18 protein-coding genes and 3 pseudogenes are annotated in these 17,519 nt (G+C 52.0%); 7 read left to right on the forward strand and 14 right to left on the reverse strand.

Annotated elements, in window-relative coordinates; translation table 11 throughout:
- Positions 1-74: 74 nt before the first annotated feature.
- From ACZ5FM_RS22175 to ACZ5FM_RS22195, 5 genes are all read right to left on the reverse strand, one after another.
- Positions 75-2,573: a membrane-bound PQQ-dependent dehydrogenase, glucose/quinate/shikimate family gene (locus tag ACZ5FM_RS22175; protein ID WP_312949093.1), complete on the reverse strand. Its 2,499-nt coding sequence runs from the start codon at positions 2,571-2,573 to the stop codon at positions 75-77.
- A gap of 175 nt (positions 2,574-2,748) precedes the next feature.
- Positions 2,749-3,099 (reverse strand): hypothetical protein, encoded by a 351-nt coding sequence (locus ACZ5FM_RS22180; protein ID WP_464041281.1) that lies wholly within the window; start codon positions 3,097-3,099, stop codon positions 2,749-2,751.
- A 25-nt stretch (positions 3,100-3,124) separates the two neighbouring features.
- Positions 3,125-3,844, reverse strand: coding sequence for an exonuclease domain-containing protein (locus tag ACZ5FM_RS22185; protein WP_312949089.1), 720 nt, complete (start codon positions 3,842-3,844; stop codon positions 3,125-3,127).
- Positions 3,845-3,944: 100 nt separating this feature from the next.
- Positions 3,945-4,643, reverse strand: a complete 699-nt coding sequence (locus ACZ5FM_RS22190) for a glutathione S-transferase (protein WP_464041282.1) — start codon at positions 4,641-4,643, stop codon at positions 3,945-3,947.
- Positions 4,640-5,242, reverse strand: a complete 603-nt coding sequence (locus ACZ5FM_RS22195) for an HD domain-containing protein (RefSeq protein WP_464041283.1) — start codon at positions 5,240-5,242, stop codon at positions 4,640-4,642. The genes ACZ5FM_RS22190 and ACZ5FM_RS22195 overlap by 4 nt, the downstream gene beginning before the upstream one ends.
- Positions 5,243-5,441: 199 nt before the next feature.
- Here ACZ5FM_RS22195 and ACZ5FM_RS22200 point away from each other — a divergent pair.
- Positions 5,442-5,702: pseudogene (locus ACZ5FM_RS22200) on the forward strand (DUF982 domain-containing protein).
- Positions 5,703-6,011: 309 nt separating this feature from the next.
- Here ACZ5FM_RS22200 and ACZ5FM_RS22205 read toward each other — a convergent pair.
- Entirely contained in the window at positions 6,012-7,085 is a 1,074-nt protein-coding gene (locus tag ACZ5FM_RS22205; protein ID WP_312949083.1) for a catalase family protein, read from the reverse strand.
- 465 nt (positions 7,086-7,550) lie between these two features.
- Here ACZ5FM_RS22205 and ACZ5FM_RS22210 point away from each other — a divergent pair, with 465 nt between their 5' ends.
- Positions 7,551-8,036, forward strand: coding sequence for an ABZJ_00895 family protein (locus ACZ5FM_RS22210; protein WP_312949081.1), 486 nt, complete (start codon positions 7,551-7,553; stop codon positions 8,034-8,036).
- On the opposite strand, the gene ACZ5FM_RS22215 is transcribed toward ACZ5FM_RS22210, so the two are convergent.
- The 4 genes from ACZ5FM_RS22215 to ACZ5FM_RS22230 form a co-directional block, all read right to left on the reverse strand.
- On the reverse strand, positions 7,963-8,490 hold the full coding sequence (locus ACZ5FM_RS22215) for a DUF932 domain-containing protein (RefSeq protein WP_312949079.1): 528 nt from the start codon (positions 8,488-8,490) through the stop codon (positions 7,963-7,965). The two genes, ACZ5FM_RS22210 and ACZ5FM_RS22215, sit on opposite strands and share 74 nt — an antisense overlap.
- A gap of 583 nt (positions 8,491-9,073) precedes the next feature.
- Complete coding sequence (locus tag ACZ5FM_RS22220) at positions 9,074-9,328, reverse strand: hypothetical protein (protein WP_464041284.1); 255 nt, start codon at positions 9,326-9,328, stop codon at positions 9,074-9,076.
- Positions 9,329-9,559: 231 nt separating this feature from the next.
- Positions 9,560-10,027 (reverse strand): DUF3597 domain-containing protein, encoded by a 468-nt coding sequence (locus tag ACZ5FM_RS22225; protein WP_312949078.1) that lies wholly within the window; start codon positions 10,025-10,027, stop codon positions 9,560-9,562.
- Between the two features lie 101 nt (positions 10,028-10,128).
- A complete protein-coding gene (locus ACZ5FM_RS22230; protein ID WP_312949077.1) occupies positions 10,129-10,332 on the reverse strand; it encodes a CsbD family protein in 204 nt (67 codons plus the stop codon).
- Between the two features lie 721 nt (positions 10,333-11,053).
- Here ACZ5FM_RS22230 and ACZ5FM_RS22235 point away from each other — a divergent pair.
- Positions 11,054-11,365 carry a hypothetical protein gene (locus tag ACZ5FM_RS22235; protein ID WP_312949076.1) on the forward strand — a complete coding sequence of 104 codons (312 nt, stop codon included), beginning with the start codon at positions 11,054-11,056 and terminating at the stop codon, positions 11,363-11,365.
- Between the two features lie 197 nt (positions 11,366-11,562).
- Here the strand turns inward: ACZ5FM_RS22235 and ACZ5FM_RS22240 are convergent, their stop codons facing one another.
- Positions 11,563-11,925 (reverse strand): hypothetical protein, encoded by a 363-nt coding sequence (locus ACZ5FM_RS22240; protein WP_464041285.1) that lies wholly within the window; start codon positions 11,923-11,925, stop codon positions 11,563-11,565.
- 41 nt (positions 11,926-11,966) lie between these two features.
- Between ACZ5FM_RS22240 and ACZ5FM_RS22245 the strand changes: the two are divergent.
- The 3 genes and pseudogenes from ACZ5FM_RS22245 to ACZ5FM_RS22255 all read left to right on the forward strand — a co-directional run.
- A pseudogene (locus ACZ5FM_RS22245) lies at positions 11,967-12,171 on the forward strand (helix-turn-helix domain-containing protein); the annotation flags it as partial.
- A 62-nt stretch (positions 12,172-12,233) separates the two neighbouring features.
- Positions 12,234-12,617, forward strand: a pseudogene (locus tag ACZ5FM_RS22250) (S24 family peptidase); the annotation flags it as partial.
- Positions 12,618-13,637: 1,020 nt separating this feature from the next.
- Positions 13,638-13,943, forward strand: a complete 306-nt coding sequence (locus ACZ5FM_RS22255; RefSeq protein WP_312949074.1) for a hypothetical protein — start codon at positions 13,638-13,640, stop codon at positions 13,941-13,943.
- A gap of 664 nt (positions 13,944-14,607) precedes the next feature.
- Here the strand turns inward: ACZ5FM_RS22255 and ACZ5FM_RS22260 are convergent.
- Positions 14,608-15,300, reverse strand: coding sequence for a DUF1173 family protein (locus tag ACZ5FM_RS22260; RefSeq protein WP_464041538.1), 693 nt, complete (start codon positions 15,298-15,300; stop codon positions 14,608-14,610).
- A 204-nt stretch (positions 15,301-15,504) separates the two neighbouring features.
- Between ACZ5FM_RS22260 and ACZ5FM_RS22265 the strand changes: the two genes are divergently transcribed.
- Positions 15,505-15,711, forward strand: a complete 207-nt coding sequence (locus tag ACZ5FM_RS22265) for a hypothetical protein (RefSeq protein WP_312949073.1) — start codon at positions 15,505-15,507, stop codon at positions 15,709-15,711.
- A 465-nt stretch (positions 15,712-16,176) separates the two neighbouring features.
- Here ACZ5FM_RS22265 and ACZ5FM_RS22270 read toward each other — a convergent pair whose 3' ends face one another.
- Positions 16,177-16,698, reverse strand: a complete 522-nt coding sequence (locus ACZ5FM_RS22270; protein ID WP_312949071.1) for an RNA polymerase sigma factor — start codon at positions 16,696-16,698, stop codon at positions 16,177-16,179.
- A gap of 96 nt (positions 16,699-16,794) precedes the next feature.
- Positions 16,795-17,451 (reverse strand): class I SAM-dependent methyltransferase, encoded by a 657-nt coding sequence (locus tag ACZ5FM_RS22275; RefSeq protein ID WP_312949070.1) that lies wholly within the window; start codon positions 17,449-17,451, stop codon positions 16,795-16,797.
- Positions 17,452-17,519 lie beyond the last annotated feature (68 nt).

Here is a 17,519-nt window from a genome sequence, read left to right on the forward strand (position 1 = left end):
ATGAGTAACGACAACAGCAGACGGCCTTCAGAGTTTACTGCCCTCCGAGGGAGGCGGAGGGCAGTAAACCTTACTCAGTTGGTTGTTGCAGGCAAGGCGTAGGCAATAAAGTAATCACCGATCGGTGTTTCCATGAAGTCGTGGCCACCAGCGTTGATCACCACGATTTGTCGACCGTTGGCTTCATAGACCATCGGCGTTGCCTGGCCACCGGCCGGCAGTTTCTCCTGCCAGACTTCCTTGCCCGTACGGATATCGACGGCACGCAATATGTCGTCGGTCGCAGCGGCAATGAAGAACAAGCCTGAAGCGGTGACGACACCACCGCCATTGTTCGGTGTTCCGATATCAACTGGCAGCATGGAAGGAATTCCGAACGGTCCATTCTTACGCGCGGATCCAAATGGACGATCCCACAAAACCTTTCGCGTGTTGAGGTCAATGGCTATCAAACCGCCGTAGGGTGGCTGTTTGCAAAGCAGACCAGTCAGCGGTACTCGCCAGCCTGCGTTCACGCGAATTCCATACGGGGTAAGTGCCTGCGGGTTGATACTGCCGTGCGAGCCTGAACCTGCGTCTGGGTTGTAGTTTGGATCTGTAATCGGCAACACGCCCATGGCATCCACTTCTTCTCGCGGAACGAGCTGATTGTGATTGGGCATATTGTTATAATTGGCGATCATGATGTTTTTGACCGGATCAACGGCAACTCCGCCCCAGTCCGAGCCGCCGTTATAACCGGGAAACTGAATCCAGGGTCTGTCGACTGTTGGTGGGGTGTATACACCGTCATAGGCAGCTTGGCGGAACTGTATCCGGCACCAAAGCTGATCGAGCGGTGTTGCACCCCACATGTCGGCTTCTGTCAGGCGTGGTTTCAGGAGGTTGGGAAAGTCGGTGACAAAGGGTTGCGTGGGCGACAAACGGTCCGGCTCTACGCCGCCGGTGGGTGCCGGTCGCTCCTCGATGTTGACTAGCGGTTCACCGGTCTCCCGGTCGAGGACATAGAACTGCGCTTGTTTCGAAGGCATGATAATGGCCGGTACCGGGCCGTTGGGTGTTGGGAAATCTACGAGGCTCCCCTGTCCGCCTAAGTCATAATCCCATACGTCGTAGTGCACCGTTTGATAATGCCACGCGACCTTACCCGTCTCGACGTTCAAAGCTACAATCGCGGTGGAATAGGTATTTTCTTCCTTGGAACGATCCCCACCCCAATAGTCGACGGCAGAGTTGCCCATTGGAAGATACACCAATCCGAGCTTGTCGTCGCCAGATGCTATCGTCCACATGTTGGGCGTGCCCGGCGTGTAGATTTCTCCTTCAGGCGGAGCACCGGACTGGTCAGGCCGTCCCATGTCCCAGGCCCAAGCCAGTTCGCCGGTCACTGCATTGTAGCCACGGATGACACCAGAGGGCGCTTCGCGTGTTTGACCATCACTGACCTGACTTCCAACAACCAGAATATTGCGGACAAGCGTAGGGGGCGACGTCGGAGAGTAAAAGCCTGGCGCTGAATCGCCAATGCCGTCCATCAGGTTGACGATACCCTCCTTGCCAAAGTCGGAGCAAAGCTGGCCGGTTTCGGTATCGAGAGAAATCAGGCGTGCATCCAGAGTTTGAACAACGATGCGAGCAGCACATAGGGCGTCGGTCTCAGCTGCTGGGTTTTTGAAATAAGTAAGTCCACGGCAGGTCGCGTTATAGCCAATGGCATCCGTGGATACCTCGGGATCGTAACTCCAGAACTGCGTTCCTGTTGCAGCATCAAGTGCTGTTACCTTGTTTAGCGCCGAGCAGACGAACAGTCGATTACCAACTTTAACCGGCGTGTTCTGATTTCCGAAAGCTTCGCTTCCTTGTGGAAGATCGCCTGTGCGAAATTCCCATATTTTTTCCAGCTTATCGACATTCTCCGGCGTTATCTGATCAAGCGGTGAATACCGCTTTGCTTCATGGGTTCCTCCATAGGCTGGCCAATCAGCTCCGGCTTCAAGCACCTCATAGTTCGCCTCTATTGTCGACGGCCGAGCCGAATCCGCAGGGGGTGCCAGCACATCCTGCGCGCCCTGCGGGGTGGACGATTGGCGCTGTTGCTGGGGAGGAGAAACGTCTTGAGCAAGTGACGGTGGTGCACCGGCTTCTTTCATGAGAACCGCGCCACCGAGCAGGAAAAAACCAACACCCACAGACAGAAGGGCCGTCCTCAGTTTTGTGGGGCCACGTAACATCGGAAATGCTGACATTACCAAGAGAAGGACGACGGTTGGGGCCACAAGCCTTGGAACCTGTGCCCATCCGTTAAGACCCGCTTCCCAGAGAGCCCACACAACCGTAGCGGAAAAAGTAACGAGATAGACCCAAAACGCTGCTTTGTCGCGGCGAATGAGAAAATACGCGGTAACAAGCAATCCAAGTCCGGCAGGTAAGTAGTACCAGGATCCGCCAAGCGTAATAAGCCATATTCCTCCCGCAAGGATCGGCAAACCAAAGAGTATCAGGACAATTGCGACAGCGATTGGCCACCATGATCCATTGCGCTCGTGTTCAATTTTCCCTGCCACTCCAGACATCATCCACCTCCAGTTGTATCACTTTGGCGAACGTTGCTTGGGCTACATTGTTCCGAACAAAATGGGTTTGAAAAACTTCAGTGTAAATGTTGGGGCGCCCAATACCCGATACGACCATAATCTGATCATAAAAAAAGGGGCATTTCATCCTTCAATTGTCTGATGGCTCGTCAGACTAGTTCTCATCGTGTCTGGTTTTATCCAGCTCAGCAAACCAACTTGCGTAGGGTGAGTTTTTCACCAGATGACGGTTTAAATCTGGCTCGCCATCCGACCACCAGACCGGGCCACGTTCTCCCAGGGCGACCTTGGTGTCGTTTAGCCTGCGCCGGGCATCTGTGATATTCTCCGCGTCGTTCTGCGCATGTCGAACAGCACGCCGTGCAGACATCAGTTCCTTCACCAGCTTTTCCCTGGTTGCTTGATCCAGCGCAGGATTACTCTTACGCCACAAGCGACCGCGTACGACAAAGTATTTTCCGTCGGGCGTATCGGGATATTGTGTCCGGGTAGAGGATGGGCTCATAACAGTGTCCGCTGAACCGGTTCCACTATAGTCGGTTCGTCGAGTTCTCCACGCTTGGCCAATTCGATCTGCGCGCTGAAGCGGACGTCGATATCCCTATCCTTGAGAAATTCGCCAAGCGCTTCAGCGCTGATGCGGTCCCAGGTTTTACCTCTATCGGAACCTGCCGGAACGCGGGTAAAAGACCAGGCTCGGCACTCCAGGCGATAAGCTCCTCGAGTGATGCGGCGTTGAGCAAATCTCGAAGATGATGTGCTGTAACATAGGCGTCGGGCATGGCTCGGTGTGCCGGTAGGCCGATTTCATGGACGAGGCCTTGCGGCATACGAAGGTAGCGTAGCATTTGATTGGAAAAACGGGGGAGTTCAGGCCAAACGCGCAGTGCACATTTCCACGTGCAGATCCATGGCAAACCGCCGGTCAAGCGCGATGAGCAATAGCGCTGCTCAAAAGCTGCCCGGTGGGCGGCAAAAGCGTAAAGCTCACCACTCGGTCGCAAAACATGCTGTGCAATTTCTTTCCAATAGGGAGCACCGGCAACCTGCGCATCCAGGATATGGTGGATGGCCATTGTATCGGGCGAAACCGGACGACCGGGATTAACGAAGCGTGCTCCACGCTCGTCATTGACTGTCCAGCCCAACCTATTATCCAAAACAACATCCTGCCAGCCAATCTCGCAGACATCGTTTGGTCCGTTGCCGGCTGTCTCAAGATCGATGACACGAATGCGGAGTGTGGTCATAATGCCCTACATCTTCTGCAGATTTCTTCCAGGAAAATTCAGTTCTATAAGGGGGTCGTTCCAACCTCGTCGCTGACGATGAGATTTATCACTGATGTAACTACACCAAAACCGCGCGAAGAGATTTTTCGATCTCTCCTCCGCAGTAGGCATTTCCATAGTCCTGGAAACTTCTGCGGTTTAGGGCAGCGATGGCGTCCGTCGCTGCCACTCGTTCACAAAGACCCCATAGCGTCGGGGATGTATCAACAATGATCTGCCTCATAGCCGGCAAACGATCTGCGACCGTCACCCAAAGAATGGTGGTAACGATATCCGCAACACCAAGTTTTTCTGCATCAAGCATGAAATTCGAATCTGCCGTCAGGCCGTTCCGTGTCCCAGTATTCTCGAAAATGCGGATCCATTTCTGCAAACGGGGCACAAAACTATCCCATTTTTGAGCGGTCCACATGTCTCGACCGCCGCTGAGAGTGAGTTCATCAAGGACATCATTGGCATCGTTGTCGACTTTGTTCGTCAGGGATCGACCTTTCGAAGTGGTCGGAATGAGATCAAGGCGTTCGCCAAGATACATTGCGATTGCAGGAATTTGGGATAATGCGAATTGCCGCTCGCGGTCGATAAGCACCGGCGGTCCCATGAACGAGATTGGCTGCATGTCGACATCGCGGTTTATGATCTCTTCTATTGAGGCGCCATCGTGCTCACCCCAAGAACGTCCGCCATGTGCAAGGATGGCCCTGATGAACTGGCCCCGAAAAGGAACCGGCCAGTAATAGAGGTCAAAATCGGTCATGCCGCGCCTCCATGCTCGGCTATTTTGAGGCCGCGGATATATTTCGAAGGGTCAAGACCCACCAGATTGGCCTGCGAAAGATTGTCACGAAGATCTGCAATTTTGACGCGACGAGATAATTCCAACGTTAAAGCCCGTCTTACCAACAACTCGTCATTTTCGCCGGGTTTCAGTGTCATGGCGTCGACTGCTTCAACGATCCGATCATCAAAACCTTCATTGCGAAGCTTCTGTAACGTCCAGCCTGTTCCTTTCTCGACGACATCATGGAGGTAGGCGACAACCTTCTCGCGATTGCTGTCGACCGCTTCTGCCACTCTCTGACAATGCTCGAAATACGGTCTCCCGGTTTTATCGAACTGACCGGAGTGAGCGCGCTGCGCAATCTCCTGGGCACGCTGCAACAGCATGTGAGGACCCACTTCAGCAGTTGCGTGAGCCGATGGAGAGGTTGTGCCGGCTGACGCAACAGCAACGACGTCCTCGTTCATGTTGTCGCTGCTTTGAAATTGACCTTCGTTGTACATCTTCTCGTCACCGGTAACCTCTGCCAGCAATTGCTTGGCTCTTCCCACAAAGAAATCCATCTTCTGTCCCATTGGTGCACCTCCAGTGTCATGTCGCATGTAGAGGATAATGGGTAGTTGATTGATCTGTTCCGGGAATTTGGCCACGCGATCAGGGCAGACGATCTGTGCACTACCGTACCATTGTGATCATCAGGCAAGAATTCGACCCTCACAGCGGAACTTTGCGCGGTCTCCATTGTTACGGGGGACGCAAAATGGAGGAACAAGAATGCCAGTATTGTCGTGGGATACTCCCGTTGACGTTCATATGCCGCATAGCGGTAGACAAACGGTTCATGGGCCGTTCGCGGCTTTGATATTGCTTATGGACGAATGGCCCAACATGAGTGGTTTGGCTTATCCTGAGGCTCGCACAGGTTGCTGAGCAGCGCTTGATGGCCGTACTTCAACCGAGACGGCACGCGAAAAATTCATGGCGGCCGCGCGAGAGGCTGATGTGCTGTTTATCCCGCAACTCAATGTTGCTTAAAATAGAAAAGGGGCCGTCGACGCGGCCCCCACGTACGATGTCTACGTAAGCGCCCGTTAGCCGCAAAATCCAGGGCGGAATTTTCATCGGCCTCTTAAAACATTTGAGCGTTTCAATTGTATTGAGTGCGAGCCGGACAGGTAGACCGCTCCTCTGCCGTCGCTGGCCATCGCGGGAAGCCGCAACCTCGCGATCATCCCAAACCTGTCACGTCCGGTTAACACAACTCACTTTCACAACCTGAACGGATGAGACGGCTTCGTGGTTCCCAACCAGTATGTAGAAAACAATCCAAGCCGGCGTTCCGGTTCAAAGTGGTTCGCGGATCGGACAGCGATTAAACGCTTGGCGAAACTCTGCAGAATGCTGATAAGTCGCTTTGCGGGCACGGTTAATATTACCCAGTGGTTGGTGAGCGGCAAGTCCAGTCCATACGCTAAAGCGCATCATCTCGTCGACCTTCTGAACTTTCTCGGCACTCCAACTGTCCTGAGGGTCGGCCGTTACAGTGGCCACAGTTGCAAAAGGCGCATCCGCTTCGTTCCATTCCACAGTCGGATTTTCAATCGGTTGCTTCTTGATATCGCGACAGAGCTGGACCTGGAATTCCCATTGCGCGCGCGTATCCAGCATTTCGGCTTGAACGGTATTTCTGATCGCATCGTCGCTGATATTGGTGTCGACCTCCCGGCCGGACAACTCCACTAAGCTTGCTGAAATGGGCTTTAATCGGAACTTTGCAACGAAATTACCATATCTGAAAGGTGTCACACTGAAATAGGTCTCGCCGAGTGGATCAACGTTAGGTGCTCCTCCCAGGGACTGTATCGCAGGGCTCGAAAGTCCTAGCGCTTCCATTCCCTTGTTCACTGTTTGCAAAACGCTGGACACAACTTCCTTTGTACCTTCCAGCCTGTCGGTCGTCTTCACTAACAGTTTGAGATTACCGAGAAACTTCTCTGCATTTGGAGCTTGAAAGACCGGCCCATTGACCATGATGAAGTCTTGGGTTGCACCATCCGCTTCAGGCAGTCGCTCGCCAGGAACAGCCACAACCTTCATGGCTAGCCCGCGGGGCAAAGCAATCGTGTCGGGAAGGATATCGCCGGCATTCGTAGAAAGCCGCATGTGAACGTCGTAGATGCCAGGTTGGGAAAATAAACCTTGCGCCAGCTCAGGGCTCAGGTCCGCATGAATAGACATCTTCGCGCTCAAGATGCCGTGAGACTTGGCGTGAACAGACCGGACCGCGTGACCATAGTCATTTGCTGTTTTATTCATGATTGCATCAAAAGCATCATTCAGTCCGTCGACTGTTTCGCTTTCATTTGGTCTGAGGACTTCGAGTTCAGGAGAAAACAAAACAGGTGGAGCAAGTGTCATTGGATGAAACCTTATGTAGAGACATTGGTATTCGGTCTCGAACTACGGATTTGCCGCTTTGTTCCTCGCTTTGTTGCAAAGCGTTCAGAAAACGGTCTGCCGCACGAATCCGTAAAGCCCGCGCTAAAGGCAAACTAGTAGGAAACAGGATTCAAACGAACCCGACCGCTGATCTGTTGACATGCCGACGCTCACCATGGATACGACTGTGTTTTGCGGGGAACAAACGGGCGTGTCTTGGCGCTTATGAGTGCAGGCATTCCCCAGAGAGTAACTTCGTCTCACCAGTAGTATTTCTAGAATATTGCCGTGAGAGATTATAAACCAACCTAAACGCGAGTTTGCTAGGCAATATAGACAGCTACACTATCACCTGATACCGCACTGGTTGTATTTGAAGACCACTTATTGTGGAGCTTCGGCGTTTCTGCGTCTCGCACTGTTCATACGGAAAGAACATTACCAATGACCCGGACGGCGACACATATGGTCGGAGCACGGCAGCTTGCGCTTGTCTATGCAGCGACATTCATTGGCGGGTATCTGTTTTTTATCACCATGACATTCGTGCTTCTGCATATGTTCGCGTTTAGGTTTCCAGGGATCTTAACTGCCATTTTGGTGGTTTTTTTCGCCGGATATTATGTTGGGCAATTCTGGCGCTCAAAAGAACTAACTCAGCCTACTTCGCGACGCGTATGGAAGATGGCAGCTGTTTGCGCGATTGTTCCCGTAGCGCTCACCGCAGCGGTAATGTGCGGTATTCTCAATCTCTTCAGTGAAACAGACGAAGTCGATTTAACTCCTACATCTGGTTCGACAGCTCTAATGCTGGTCTTGCTGGCAGTTGTCTACAGCTTGCTCAATCTCGTGGTCATCAGACTTGGACTTGTGCTGGGGATAAAACTGGCAGCCAGATCGAATTCAAATTACATCGATAATCAGGCGTAAAACCGTTGAACCCAAATGTACCTGCGATTTCGGTGATAGCCACCTTCATGACGGTTGTCGTGTTGATGATAATTGTCCGCGTGTGGAGGTACCGAGTTCTCTGGAAAGGCATGGTCGGTAAAATCGGGCTTGTCTTCGTTTGTGTGACACTGGTTGATGCGGTAGTAGCAATTCTGTTCGAGCATGGTGTTCTTAACGCACGAGCATGGCCGGTAAGGTGCTTCGTAAAGTCTGCCTTGCCCGGCGTGCGGCTGGCCGACTGCTTGACACCCACAGGCACAAAACCCTCGTCTTTAAGACCGCGTAAAACTTCGATAGTCGGAATTGGCATGAAGCGTTCGGAACGGCTTTCGTGCGCGCTGGTAGCAAAAATGGATGGCGCCAACTTGCGCATTTCCATTTCAGTCAGTTCGCGGCTAGTGTCAAAACGAGCTGTGTTTGTGTAGATGGACATATCTCGGAACTCCTATTTTCCCCGTTGGCGCTCCCTCTCAAATTTGATTGGGAATACGTATGTATTCCCGGGCAAAGGGGGGAGGGTGAAGCCAGCCCACTGGCGGATTGGTCTGGCGTCACAGGGGTCATGGAGGCAACAAAAAACGGAAGGTTCGGCCGAAGGGTGAAAGCCTTTTTTTGCTGGAATGACAAGCGCGCAGCGCGCTTGCCCCTCGATCGCCGGAACGATCCGATTGCAGGGGGAAACCAGACAAACAGGAGAATGTGCGCCGCACCCGCGATTTATCGCGTGCGGGCGCGCTCTATTCGTCTTCAGCCGTGTCGGCTGACCATTCTATGTCATGCAATGACAATCCTTGGATCAAACGCTTGGCGAGATCCAAGAAGTACAATGATGAGTATCGGAGAAATCAGCAAAGCGGCCGGTCTTCAGGCGGGATTTCGGGAATTCTCGACACGCCAGGGTCGGAAAAGCGTCGCCGCAGGAGCCCCAACATAGTGGCCGCGCAGCGGGGGGCGGGACCGACTACGGCCGGATCGGGGCGTTCCGGTTTTGACCAGCGAAGAACATAGTGTTAATTCTAATGTATCGTGACGAGATTGTAGCTTCGACCTATCGAATGCAGATATGTGATAATTTCGGCTTTAAGGTGATCCCTTTCCCCAAATCTCACGCCGATGTCCTCAAGTTCTAGTTGCATCTTAAAGCGTTCTGGCTCTGGCAAGTCTGCATCGCCTATAGTGTACAAATGATCCCCGATAGCGGTTATATCACATCCCGTCGCAATGACCGCCTCAACGAATGTTGGGATATCGTCTTCCACCATTATTTTCATTGCTTATCTCCCCGGCAACCGCATGAAGGGGAACCTGTCCACAGCGCGGCCTATGAACAGGTTCTTTTCTGCGCGCTTTCGCAAAGCAACAGTACAGTGCGCTTGTATTAGCTTCTTTACAATGCCACCCGCAGTAAAAGGCGTGCCACACGAAGCCACGTGCTTTATTCAGTCGGGCTCATATTACTTTAGACTGTGCGCATATTGCGCCCACAGCTCTGGCTATGGCTTTTAGTCGAAGAATTCAGCTGCTACCTTGCCGCCATTTTCAGACAGCTTTCTAAGAAGCGCTTTATGAAGCCAGGTATTCATTTCCGTAGAACCATTGAGCTCACGGGTGTAGCCCAACTCTTCGGCCAATTCCTTACGTTCGGACAAACTAGCGTCCATGCCGAGAGCTTTCATCAGATCGACAATGGAGTGTCTCCAGTCAAGGTTCTGGCCGCTGTTGACCACCGCCGCATCAAGTTGCGCAGCAACGTCTACAGTCTGCCATGAAGAGAGAGCCGATGTCGCAGGTGTCGACGCGCCCGATGTCGACGGGACCGCGACCGCCTGACCGGTGCTTCCAACTGGGGATGCCGTCGTCGCGGCTGGCTCGGAAACAGATGATGGCGCCGCACTTGGCGACGCGGGTGCGCTCTCTGCATGTGCTGAGTGACCGAAAATAGCGTCCTTGATTTTGCCGAAGATGCTCATGTTTTGCTCCCTGTAATTTTTGGCCGTGAGGCGCGGGTTGCCGTTCAAAGCAAAAACCGCCGATCATCTCTGACCAGCGGTTTCGAATTATTGGGGTTTACTTACCAAGTCTGACGACCGTACCAGTCATCGACATCCTTTTTCGTCTGATCCTTTTCGTAACCATAACGCTCTTGAATTTTTCCCTCGAGCTGATCACGCTTTCCATCGATGACGTCCAGATCGTCGTCTGTGAGCTTTCCCCACTGCTCTTTGATCTTACCCTTCATCTGCTTCCAGTTCCCTTCGACGCGATTCCAGTCCATTTGCATGCCTCCTCCAGAATTGGGTTGCCACTAGCAACGTTGAAGGCTTTGGTTGGTTCCCCTGTACGAGATCTAAGCAACAGACGGGTCTTGTGTCTCATCCCAGGACGACAAACTTTTCGAGCGGATTACAGGTCAACCTTGATCTGCTTGCTTTTCGTCCCATGTGTTAAAAGGCCAGTGTTATTGAACGCGGTTGAATACTTGTACTTGACGTGCACCAGAACCTTATTGAGTTATATCACTTTGAAATTTTGAATAATTGCTAGGAATGACATGCACGGATCGAGACTACGTTGGCTATTGCCACCCGAAACCGATCGCTGGATCGGTTACCACGATGGCTCAGAAGCCGCGGAAGTTTGGCCAGAAGGGCTGTGCGGCAATCAAATAGCCAAATGGAACTGGAGGCTGGTCGATGCTCCATCAGCTGGCGTTGTCCCGGGTAGCGGCGACGACGACCGTGACCGACGAGCTGCTCAGAATGAAGCCAATACTGCATTTTATCTGAGGCGATGACTGGCAGGTTTGGGATATCGCGCAGAACGCCTAACCATCCGCTTGGATTAACCGCTTTAGTGGAATCCAACAACAGCTCGACGGCGTGCCGCGCCTAGAAGACGAGAGCCAAGCGATATCCTTCTGCCAAAGTGCAGGGCAATCGCCCATATTGCCATTGCAGCGTTTTTCCTTATCATTGACGAACTCTGGGGGGGAGAAAATGAGCAATTCTATCTCTGCCTTCATTTCTGAACTGATCAGAGACGCGAACCAGATTAATAGGCTTGGCGACTTTGAAAAACGCCGGATGCTTGAGCGCGCAGTGGCAACGATCAAGGACCTGCGCGAAGAGATTGGGTTGCAGCCAAGCGCAACGCTTCGTGATCCGCTCATAGACCTGCAGATAACTGCAGAACTGATTTCGAGAGGTCACGCAGACGACAGCAAGGTAAAAGGGGCGATGTTGGAAGCAGCAGACATGCTGCGTACGCTCAAGATTGTCATAGCAAAAGACGAGGTGACCGGCCTCTAGGTTTCTTTTTGAGAAGAACGGAACACTTGTCATGGTTTGTCGTTCGTTGCTTTGACGCACTCCCATTGCGTTACTCTCCTCGATGCTAACAGTATCGAAAACTCACAGCCCTCCATACGGAGGGTTTCTTTTTGATGCTCTGATATGGCATCGGGCGGGACCGACTACGCCCGGATCGTGGCGTACCTTGCAGCTTTTTAGTGCTTTGTCGAAATGTCAGCTTGCGCTTGGGCGATCTCCAGATCCGCTTTCATATTTTCCTGCTCCATAGCCAGATGCGCAGCTATCAATTCCCGCAGGGCTTCCATACTCTCTGATCTTGACCAACCCGCTTCTTCAGCGAGAGACAACAGGGTGTGCAACGGATCTTCAAGTGCCTGCTGACAATCCAGATCTCGATCGGGGTACAGGGTACTATAGCGTGGCATGGTCAACCTCAATTTCGGTCCTCCCGCCAACACTGATAGGGCTTGGCTCGTATCTTTAGAACGTTGCAAGGACAACATAAGTTGCTTCGGAACAAAAAAGGACTTTAGTCCTTTCTCGTCGAGGGTAGGCAAAGGGCGTGTCCACGCAATCTCACGAAAAGGGCGGCATAAAAATGCTTTCACACTCCGCGATCTGGGGCGCCGCCATTGACGCTCTCGCTGAACGTCATCAGTTGACCCCTTCCAGGCTGGCGTCGCGTGCAGGCCTTGATAAAACATCATTCAATAGATCCAAACGGTTCAAAGGCGGGCGAGAGCGTTGGCCCTCGACGGAATCCTTGGCGAAGGTGCTGGAATGCACAGGCGCCAGTGTCGATGATCTTCTAAGCGTTATTACTGACAGCAATAACGACAATGCCGAAAAGTGCGATGATCGCAGAGAAATTCCGTTGCTTGGGTTCGCCCAAGCCGGATCTGGCGGCTACTTTGACGAAGGCGGCTTTCCTGCAGGGCAGGAATGGGACGCTATGGCTTTTCCTGCGCCGCCGGCAGAACACGGCGTCTATGCGCTTGAGGTGCAGGGCGAAAGCATGATGCCGCTCTATCGAGACGGTGACAGACTGATTGTTGAGCCAGGCACTCAGGTGAGGCGTGGCGATAAGGTAGTTCTTAAAAGCCGCGATGGCGAAGTTATGGCTAAGGTTCTCGCTCGCCAAAGCCAGCGGTCAATCGAGTTGCTGTCCCTCAATCCGGAACACCCTAACAGGACGTTTGAGGTCAGCGACGTGGAATGGATCGCTCGCATTATTTGGGCCAGTCAGTAACACCACGATTCGACTATCGGACTAATATGGGATATCTTATCCCCATCGTCATCAATTTAACCTGTAGGCGCGAGCCGCTAGGGCTGCTGCGAGCTCTTGCCATTTAGGGAGAGCTATGATGCGCATAGATTCCAGTGACGGCATTCTATTTTCTGACATTCGGCGGGTTCTTTTTGATCGGGCATCCTTCTACTCGGCATCTGAAACCGTAAAAAAAGTCATCACTGAGCGGAGCCTATCGCTCGCGCTCGAAAAGCCCGACCTCATGCTGCAAGACGATATAGAAAGAGTATTGTTCGAGATAGTGCACAAAGTCGCACTTGAGGAGTTTCAGAAGGCGACTCGTTCCTTGGACAGCGATCAGACGTATTACCATGATCGTCTTTTTCGATAACAAAGTTTCGCTCACCAAAGCCCTCGGTCAATTAAGTTGCTCACCCTGAATCCGGAACATCCCAACAGGACGTTTGAGGTCAGCGATGTGGAACTGACTTGCCCACCGCGACGCACGCATTAAGCGCTTTTGGCGCTCCGAAGCTACGCAGCTTAAAATTACCCCTACCCAATACTGCTGTGCTTTAGGCCACTGGCTTTTTGTACAGTAACGGACGCAGCCGGAACCTTACGCAATTATTCTGGTTTCGGGTATGAAAGCGCAATAGTTGTACTGCGCACCGCCCCTCCGAGAAGTTCATGAAACCACCACCAAACAGTTCGCCACAAGCGACTGGCACAACACCGTTACTTGTTCTCGCTGACTTGATGCTTGAATGGAGTCACCTCCATGGTAAATCTATCAATGACCTTCTCATTCATAGACCGGTTATAGTGTCGCGCTTTGAGGCGGGTGAACGTCGGCCAGACTTTCTTTTCGCGAATTTGCTCTAACAGCAGCATTTCAGAATAAAATCGACTCATACGCTTCAAGCGTGTAGCATCTCTCCATTGTCAGCAACCGAAACGTAGGCGCTGGTGACTAAGGGTTCATACGTGCTCTTGCCTGCAGACAGGGAGAGCTACATGGCCTCGAACCCTTTTCAGCGCAGGTACCAATCTTTTGATGTCGTGGATATTCTTGAGAAAACGGTGAGCGCATACACATCGTCTCCAACACTAAAAGCAAGAATTATCGAGCGAACCATCTTGATTGTGAGCCAGGCGCATGCAGTGCAAACCGGGCAGATTGAAGACGCCATAATTGCTTGGTTGGACGAAGTGGCTCAACAAGAGATTCAAGCAAGATGTGAAAACCTAGCCGCGCATTCTTGCGAAATGAACGTAAAAAGCGTGCGTGAGGGCGAGACTAATGAAACCAAGGCTGGATGACTTAGCTGAACCAATCGACGTAGACGCACTTGAACTCCTTACCGACCTGCTCATGTTGTGGTGCGAGAAAAACAGTCGAAATCCGGAAGACTTTCTGCCCAAATGCGGTATCATATTGCAACGCTATCGCAGTGGCGAAACAAACGCTGATCGGTTGTTTCGAGACCTGTGAAGCTCTGCCCGAAGGGCGAAGGATCGTGACCCGCATGGGCGGAAACCCGTGAGGGGTTCCGTGGAGCGTAGCGGAATAGAGCCTGGTCGCGCAGCGGCGCCGCCAAATTCACCTATCAATCCCAATCTGACACGAAAAATGTGTAAGCGCTCATTTCCGCGCACCTTCACTGGCTCAAAGGAGTGGTGAAAGGGTGTCCACCGATTGAAAGGGTGGACACCGATGGGAATAATGGGAGCGGACGGAGCCAAGCCACATGTGCTGTTTGTGGACCGACAAGAGAACCATCACTATGATCGTGCATGGAAGCAGCACGTTGTTGAGTTTGTCCCACATCTAATCGTATTCAATCGATCCTTGAGCCCCAAAGCTAAGCAATAGTGTCTTGGCAGACGCCAAACTTACAGCGTACCGTCAATCAGCAATATTGCTGTCCTCAAGGTTGTCTCACGTTAGACGGGTTACATTCTTATGCTGAAATATCGTCGGGCATTAGCGACCTTGGCGGGTCAGCGCGGACACCAAATCCACCTCACTCACGGTATCAACCGGAATCCAGTTTTCGTTTGTGAGCATAAAACCAACCTCTTCAAGGTTGGCGGAACCGGCGCTGTTCAACGTCACGGTCGAAATCATCACCAGCTTGAACTTTTCATCAGACTTCCACAGCGCCAGCAAAGTTTCGTATTTTCGGGCGATGGACTTCATCGCCTTGTCTTCCAGAAACACTTGAAACCGCGGGGCATGTTTGACGATGATCTTTGAGTCGAACCGCGCCGCCTCGAACTCCTTGACCTCGCCAATGTAAATCAAGACTTCGCGTTTCGCAGCGGTAGCCGGCGTAAAACGCGCCACCATTTGCCGACGACGTTTCTCCAACTCTTCGGCTCTATCCTTGAAGAAGGCTTCCGGCACATACAAACGATCAATCAGCGCCATGCTCCTAGCGTGTTTGGACGCCAATGCATCCAATAGTCTGAGCCGGACGTGGTGCCAGGTTCGCTTTTGTGCACTGTGAGGGTTCCAGTGATCGAGCGCCGATTCATGCCAGAGAAAATGCAAAAGCCCGCTCAAAGACAGCTTAGACGCCTGAGCCTTCACGATGGAACTGGAACTTTCGCCGTCTTGGCGAGCAGCCGAAAGTTTGGTTTTAGTGTAGGCGTTTTTGCGCTTGCGCCTCAGTATGTGCCGCGGTTCATCAGCGACACAGAGAACCTAGGACAGGGAGTGGCAGAACAGTAGTGCGCCGATTGAACGAGGACACTAATCGCTATCCATCGTGATACAGATCAAGAATTTCTATCGACCTTCGACCTTTGACGAAAAGCTGGAACAAACAAGACAGGTCGCGGTTAGGAGACCAGCTAAGTGTTACTACGGGAGAGCGCCATGACTTCTGGTAAGTCGACAGACGGAAAGCCAGGCACAACGGAACAGTTGCCAAGATGGGAAGGGCCACCTGAAACAAGGCCCTCCGGTTATTTACCAGCTAAGGATGATCCAAACCGTGATCGGGATGCGATGGGGGAGAACCTCCAAGACCCACGCAAATTAAAAGTAACAGACGCTATGAAGCAGACGTCGGACGACGACTAACATCTGCTATTCAAAGACTTGATCCATACCTGCTCGTTCTCACTGCGGCAAACTCATCTCTACTCACCATGGCGAAGGAGCTGAGCATGCCAACTGACAAGCGCTTATTTATAGCCGTCATCAGTACAGCCGAAAATATTCCGAGGGATGTTGAGGTGGCGTGGACCGACGCAAACGTTTGCCTCGAGGGACCGTATGCCGCAAGCACTGTTCAAGATGATACGATTTTCAAATTTACATCAGCAATTATAGACGTGCGATATGATGCTGACGTGATCCTCAGCTTGACGCGGAAGCTTGACGTAAAGGCTGTGCCTTACCTATTTTTTGTTACTGAGAACTTGGCGCGGGCGGTAGAAGCCATTCGTACTCTCGGGGCAAACAGAGGACATCGAGGCTATTGTAGCCGCGCTAGTAAACCAAGGTGCAGGACTGAAACACTAAACAAAGAATATGTGGAGGTTGTTAGGACAGGTTGCGTTTTAAGCTCTCTCGAGCTCTGTTGACGCGGCTTTTTATTGTCCCTACCTTACAGTTGCACATTCTGGCTGCGTCAGCATAACTAGTCCCTTCCGCAACAAGCATTAGCGCTTGCTGCTGTCCGGGATCCAATCCTCGGATGGCAAGCATGACTTCATCATGCGCCAGCTTCCATTCCTGTTCTGCAGGGATTGTCATCCTGAGCTGGACAACATCTGGCAGACCAACGCATTCCCGCTTTGTCACCTTGTAGCGAGAGCAGAAGGTATTTCGTACAATGGTGAAAAGCCATGATTTGAGCGACGTGCCGGGTTTAAACTGATGAACGGATCGGAGGGCCCGGAATATTGCTTCTTGTACCAAATCTTCAGCGTCCTCGTCCTTTCTTAAAAAACGACGAGCAAACAACATAAGTACAGGGGTGTATGCTGCGATTTGGTCCTTAAGTATCGTAATGTCGTTTTCGTTCGAACTTACCGCTGCGCCGATTACTCTTGAATTATTCATCTTGGCGTCCTCTAGGGAAGGAATGCCTGAACGTGCGCTTCGTTGCTGTACGCCAACGTACGATGTTTGCTGTTTTGCGTCTGGAAATTTAGCCGATCAGGATCGGCATAAATGCATCAGCCGGAAAAAACCGACAGGTGGTAAGGCCCTGTTTTCCAGAAGTTTAAAGGCAGGGTTCTGCGCAAGCCAAGCCTCAACGGAAGCTGAATTGAAGGATGAGCTCAGCCCGCAACTTTGCGCGATGGGCGAAAATGCCCGTTGCAAACGGCCTATTGCGCCGTCAGTCTTGCTGATCTTGCTAACGATGACGATTTGCCCCTTCGGCTTCAGGACACGCGCGCATTCATCCAGCAGGCTTTCGGTGTCAGGAATGAGCGTTATGACAAAGGGAAGTGAAATCGTATCAAACGTTTCGTCATCAAACGTCATGTTGCACGCGTCCATAGTGTACAGCCCTGTGACGTTGTTGTAGCCATCGTCGAAGACTTTCTTTCTAGCCCGCGACAGCATTTCATCTGAAATGTCTATGCCAGTAACTTGGCATTCCTTGGGATATAGCGGCAAAACCAGTCCAGTCCCGATGCCTATTTCCAAAATGCTTCCCGCCGTCGCGCCGACGCGGTTGGCGAGTTCATGCTGTGCTGATTTGAGAAAAAAACCATAGACTTCGTCATATATTGGTGCCCAAAAACGATAAGCCTTTTTCTGTTTTTCGCTGTTAGGGTTTTCCTGCTCTACGGCATGCATGTTCATCTTTGTTCCCTTCGATCATTATCATTGCTGAAAGCGTCTGACATGGTCGAAACCGCGCAACGCCTATG

The organism is Agrobacterium sp. 5Ca50, assembly GCF_055381905.1.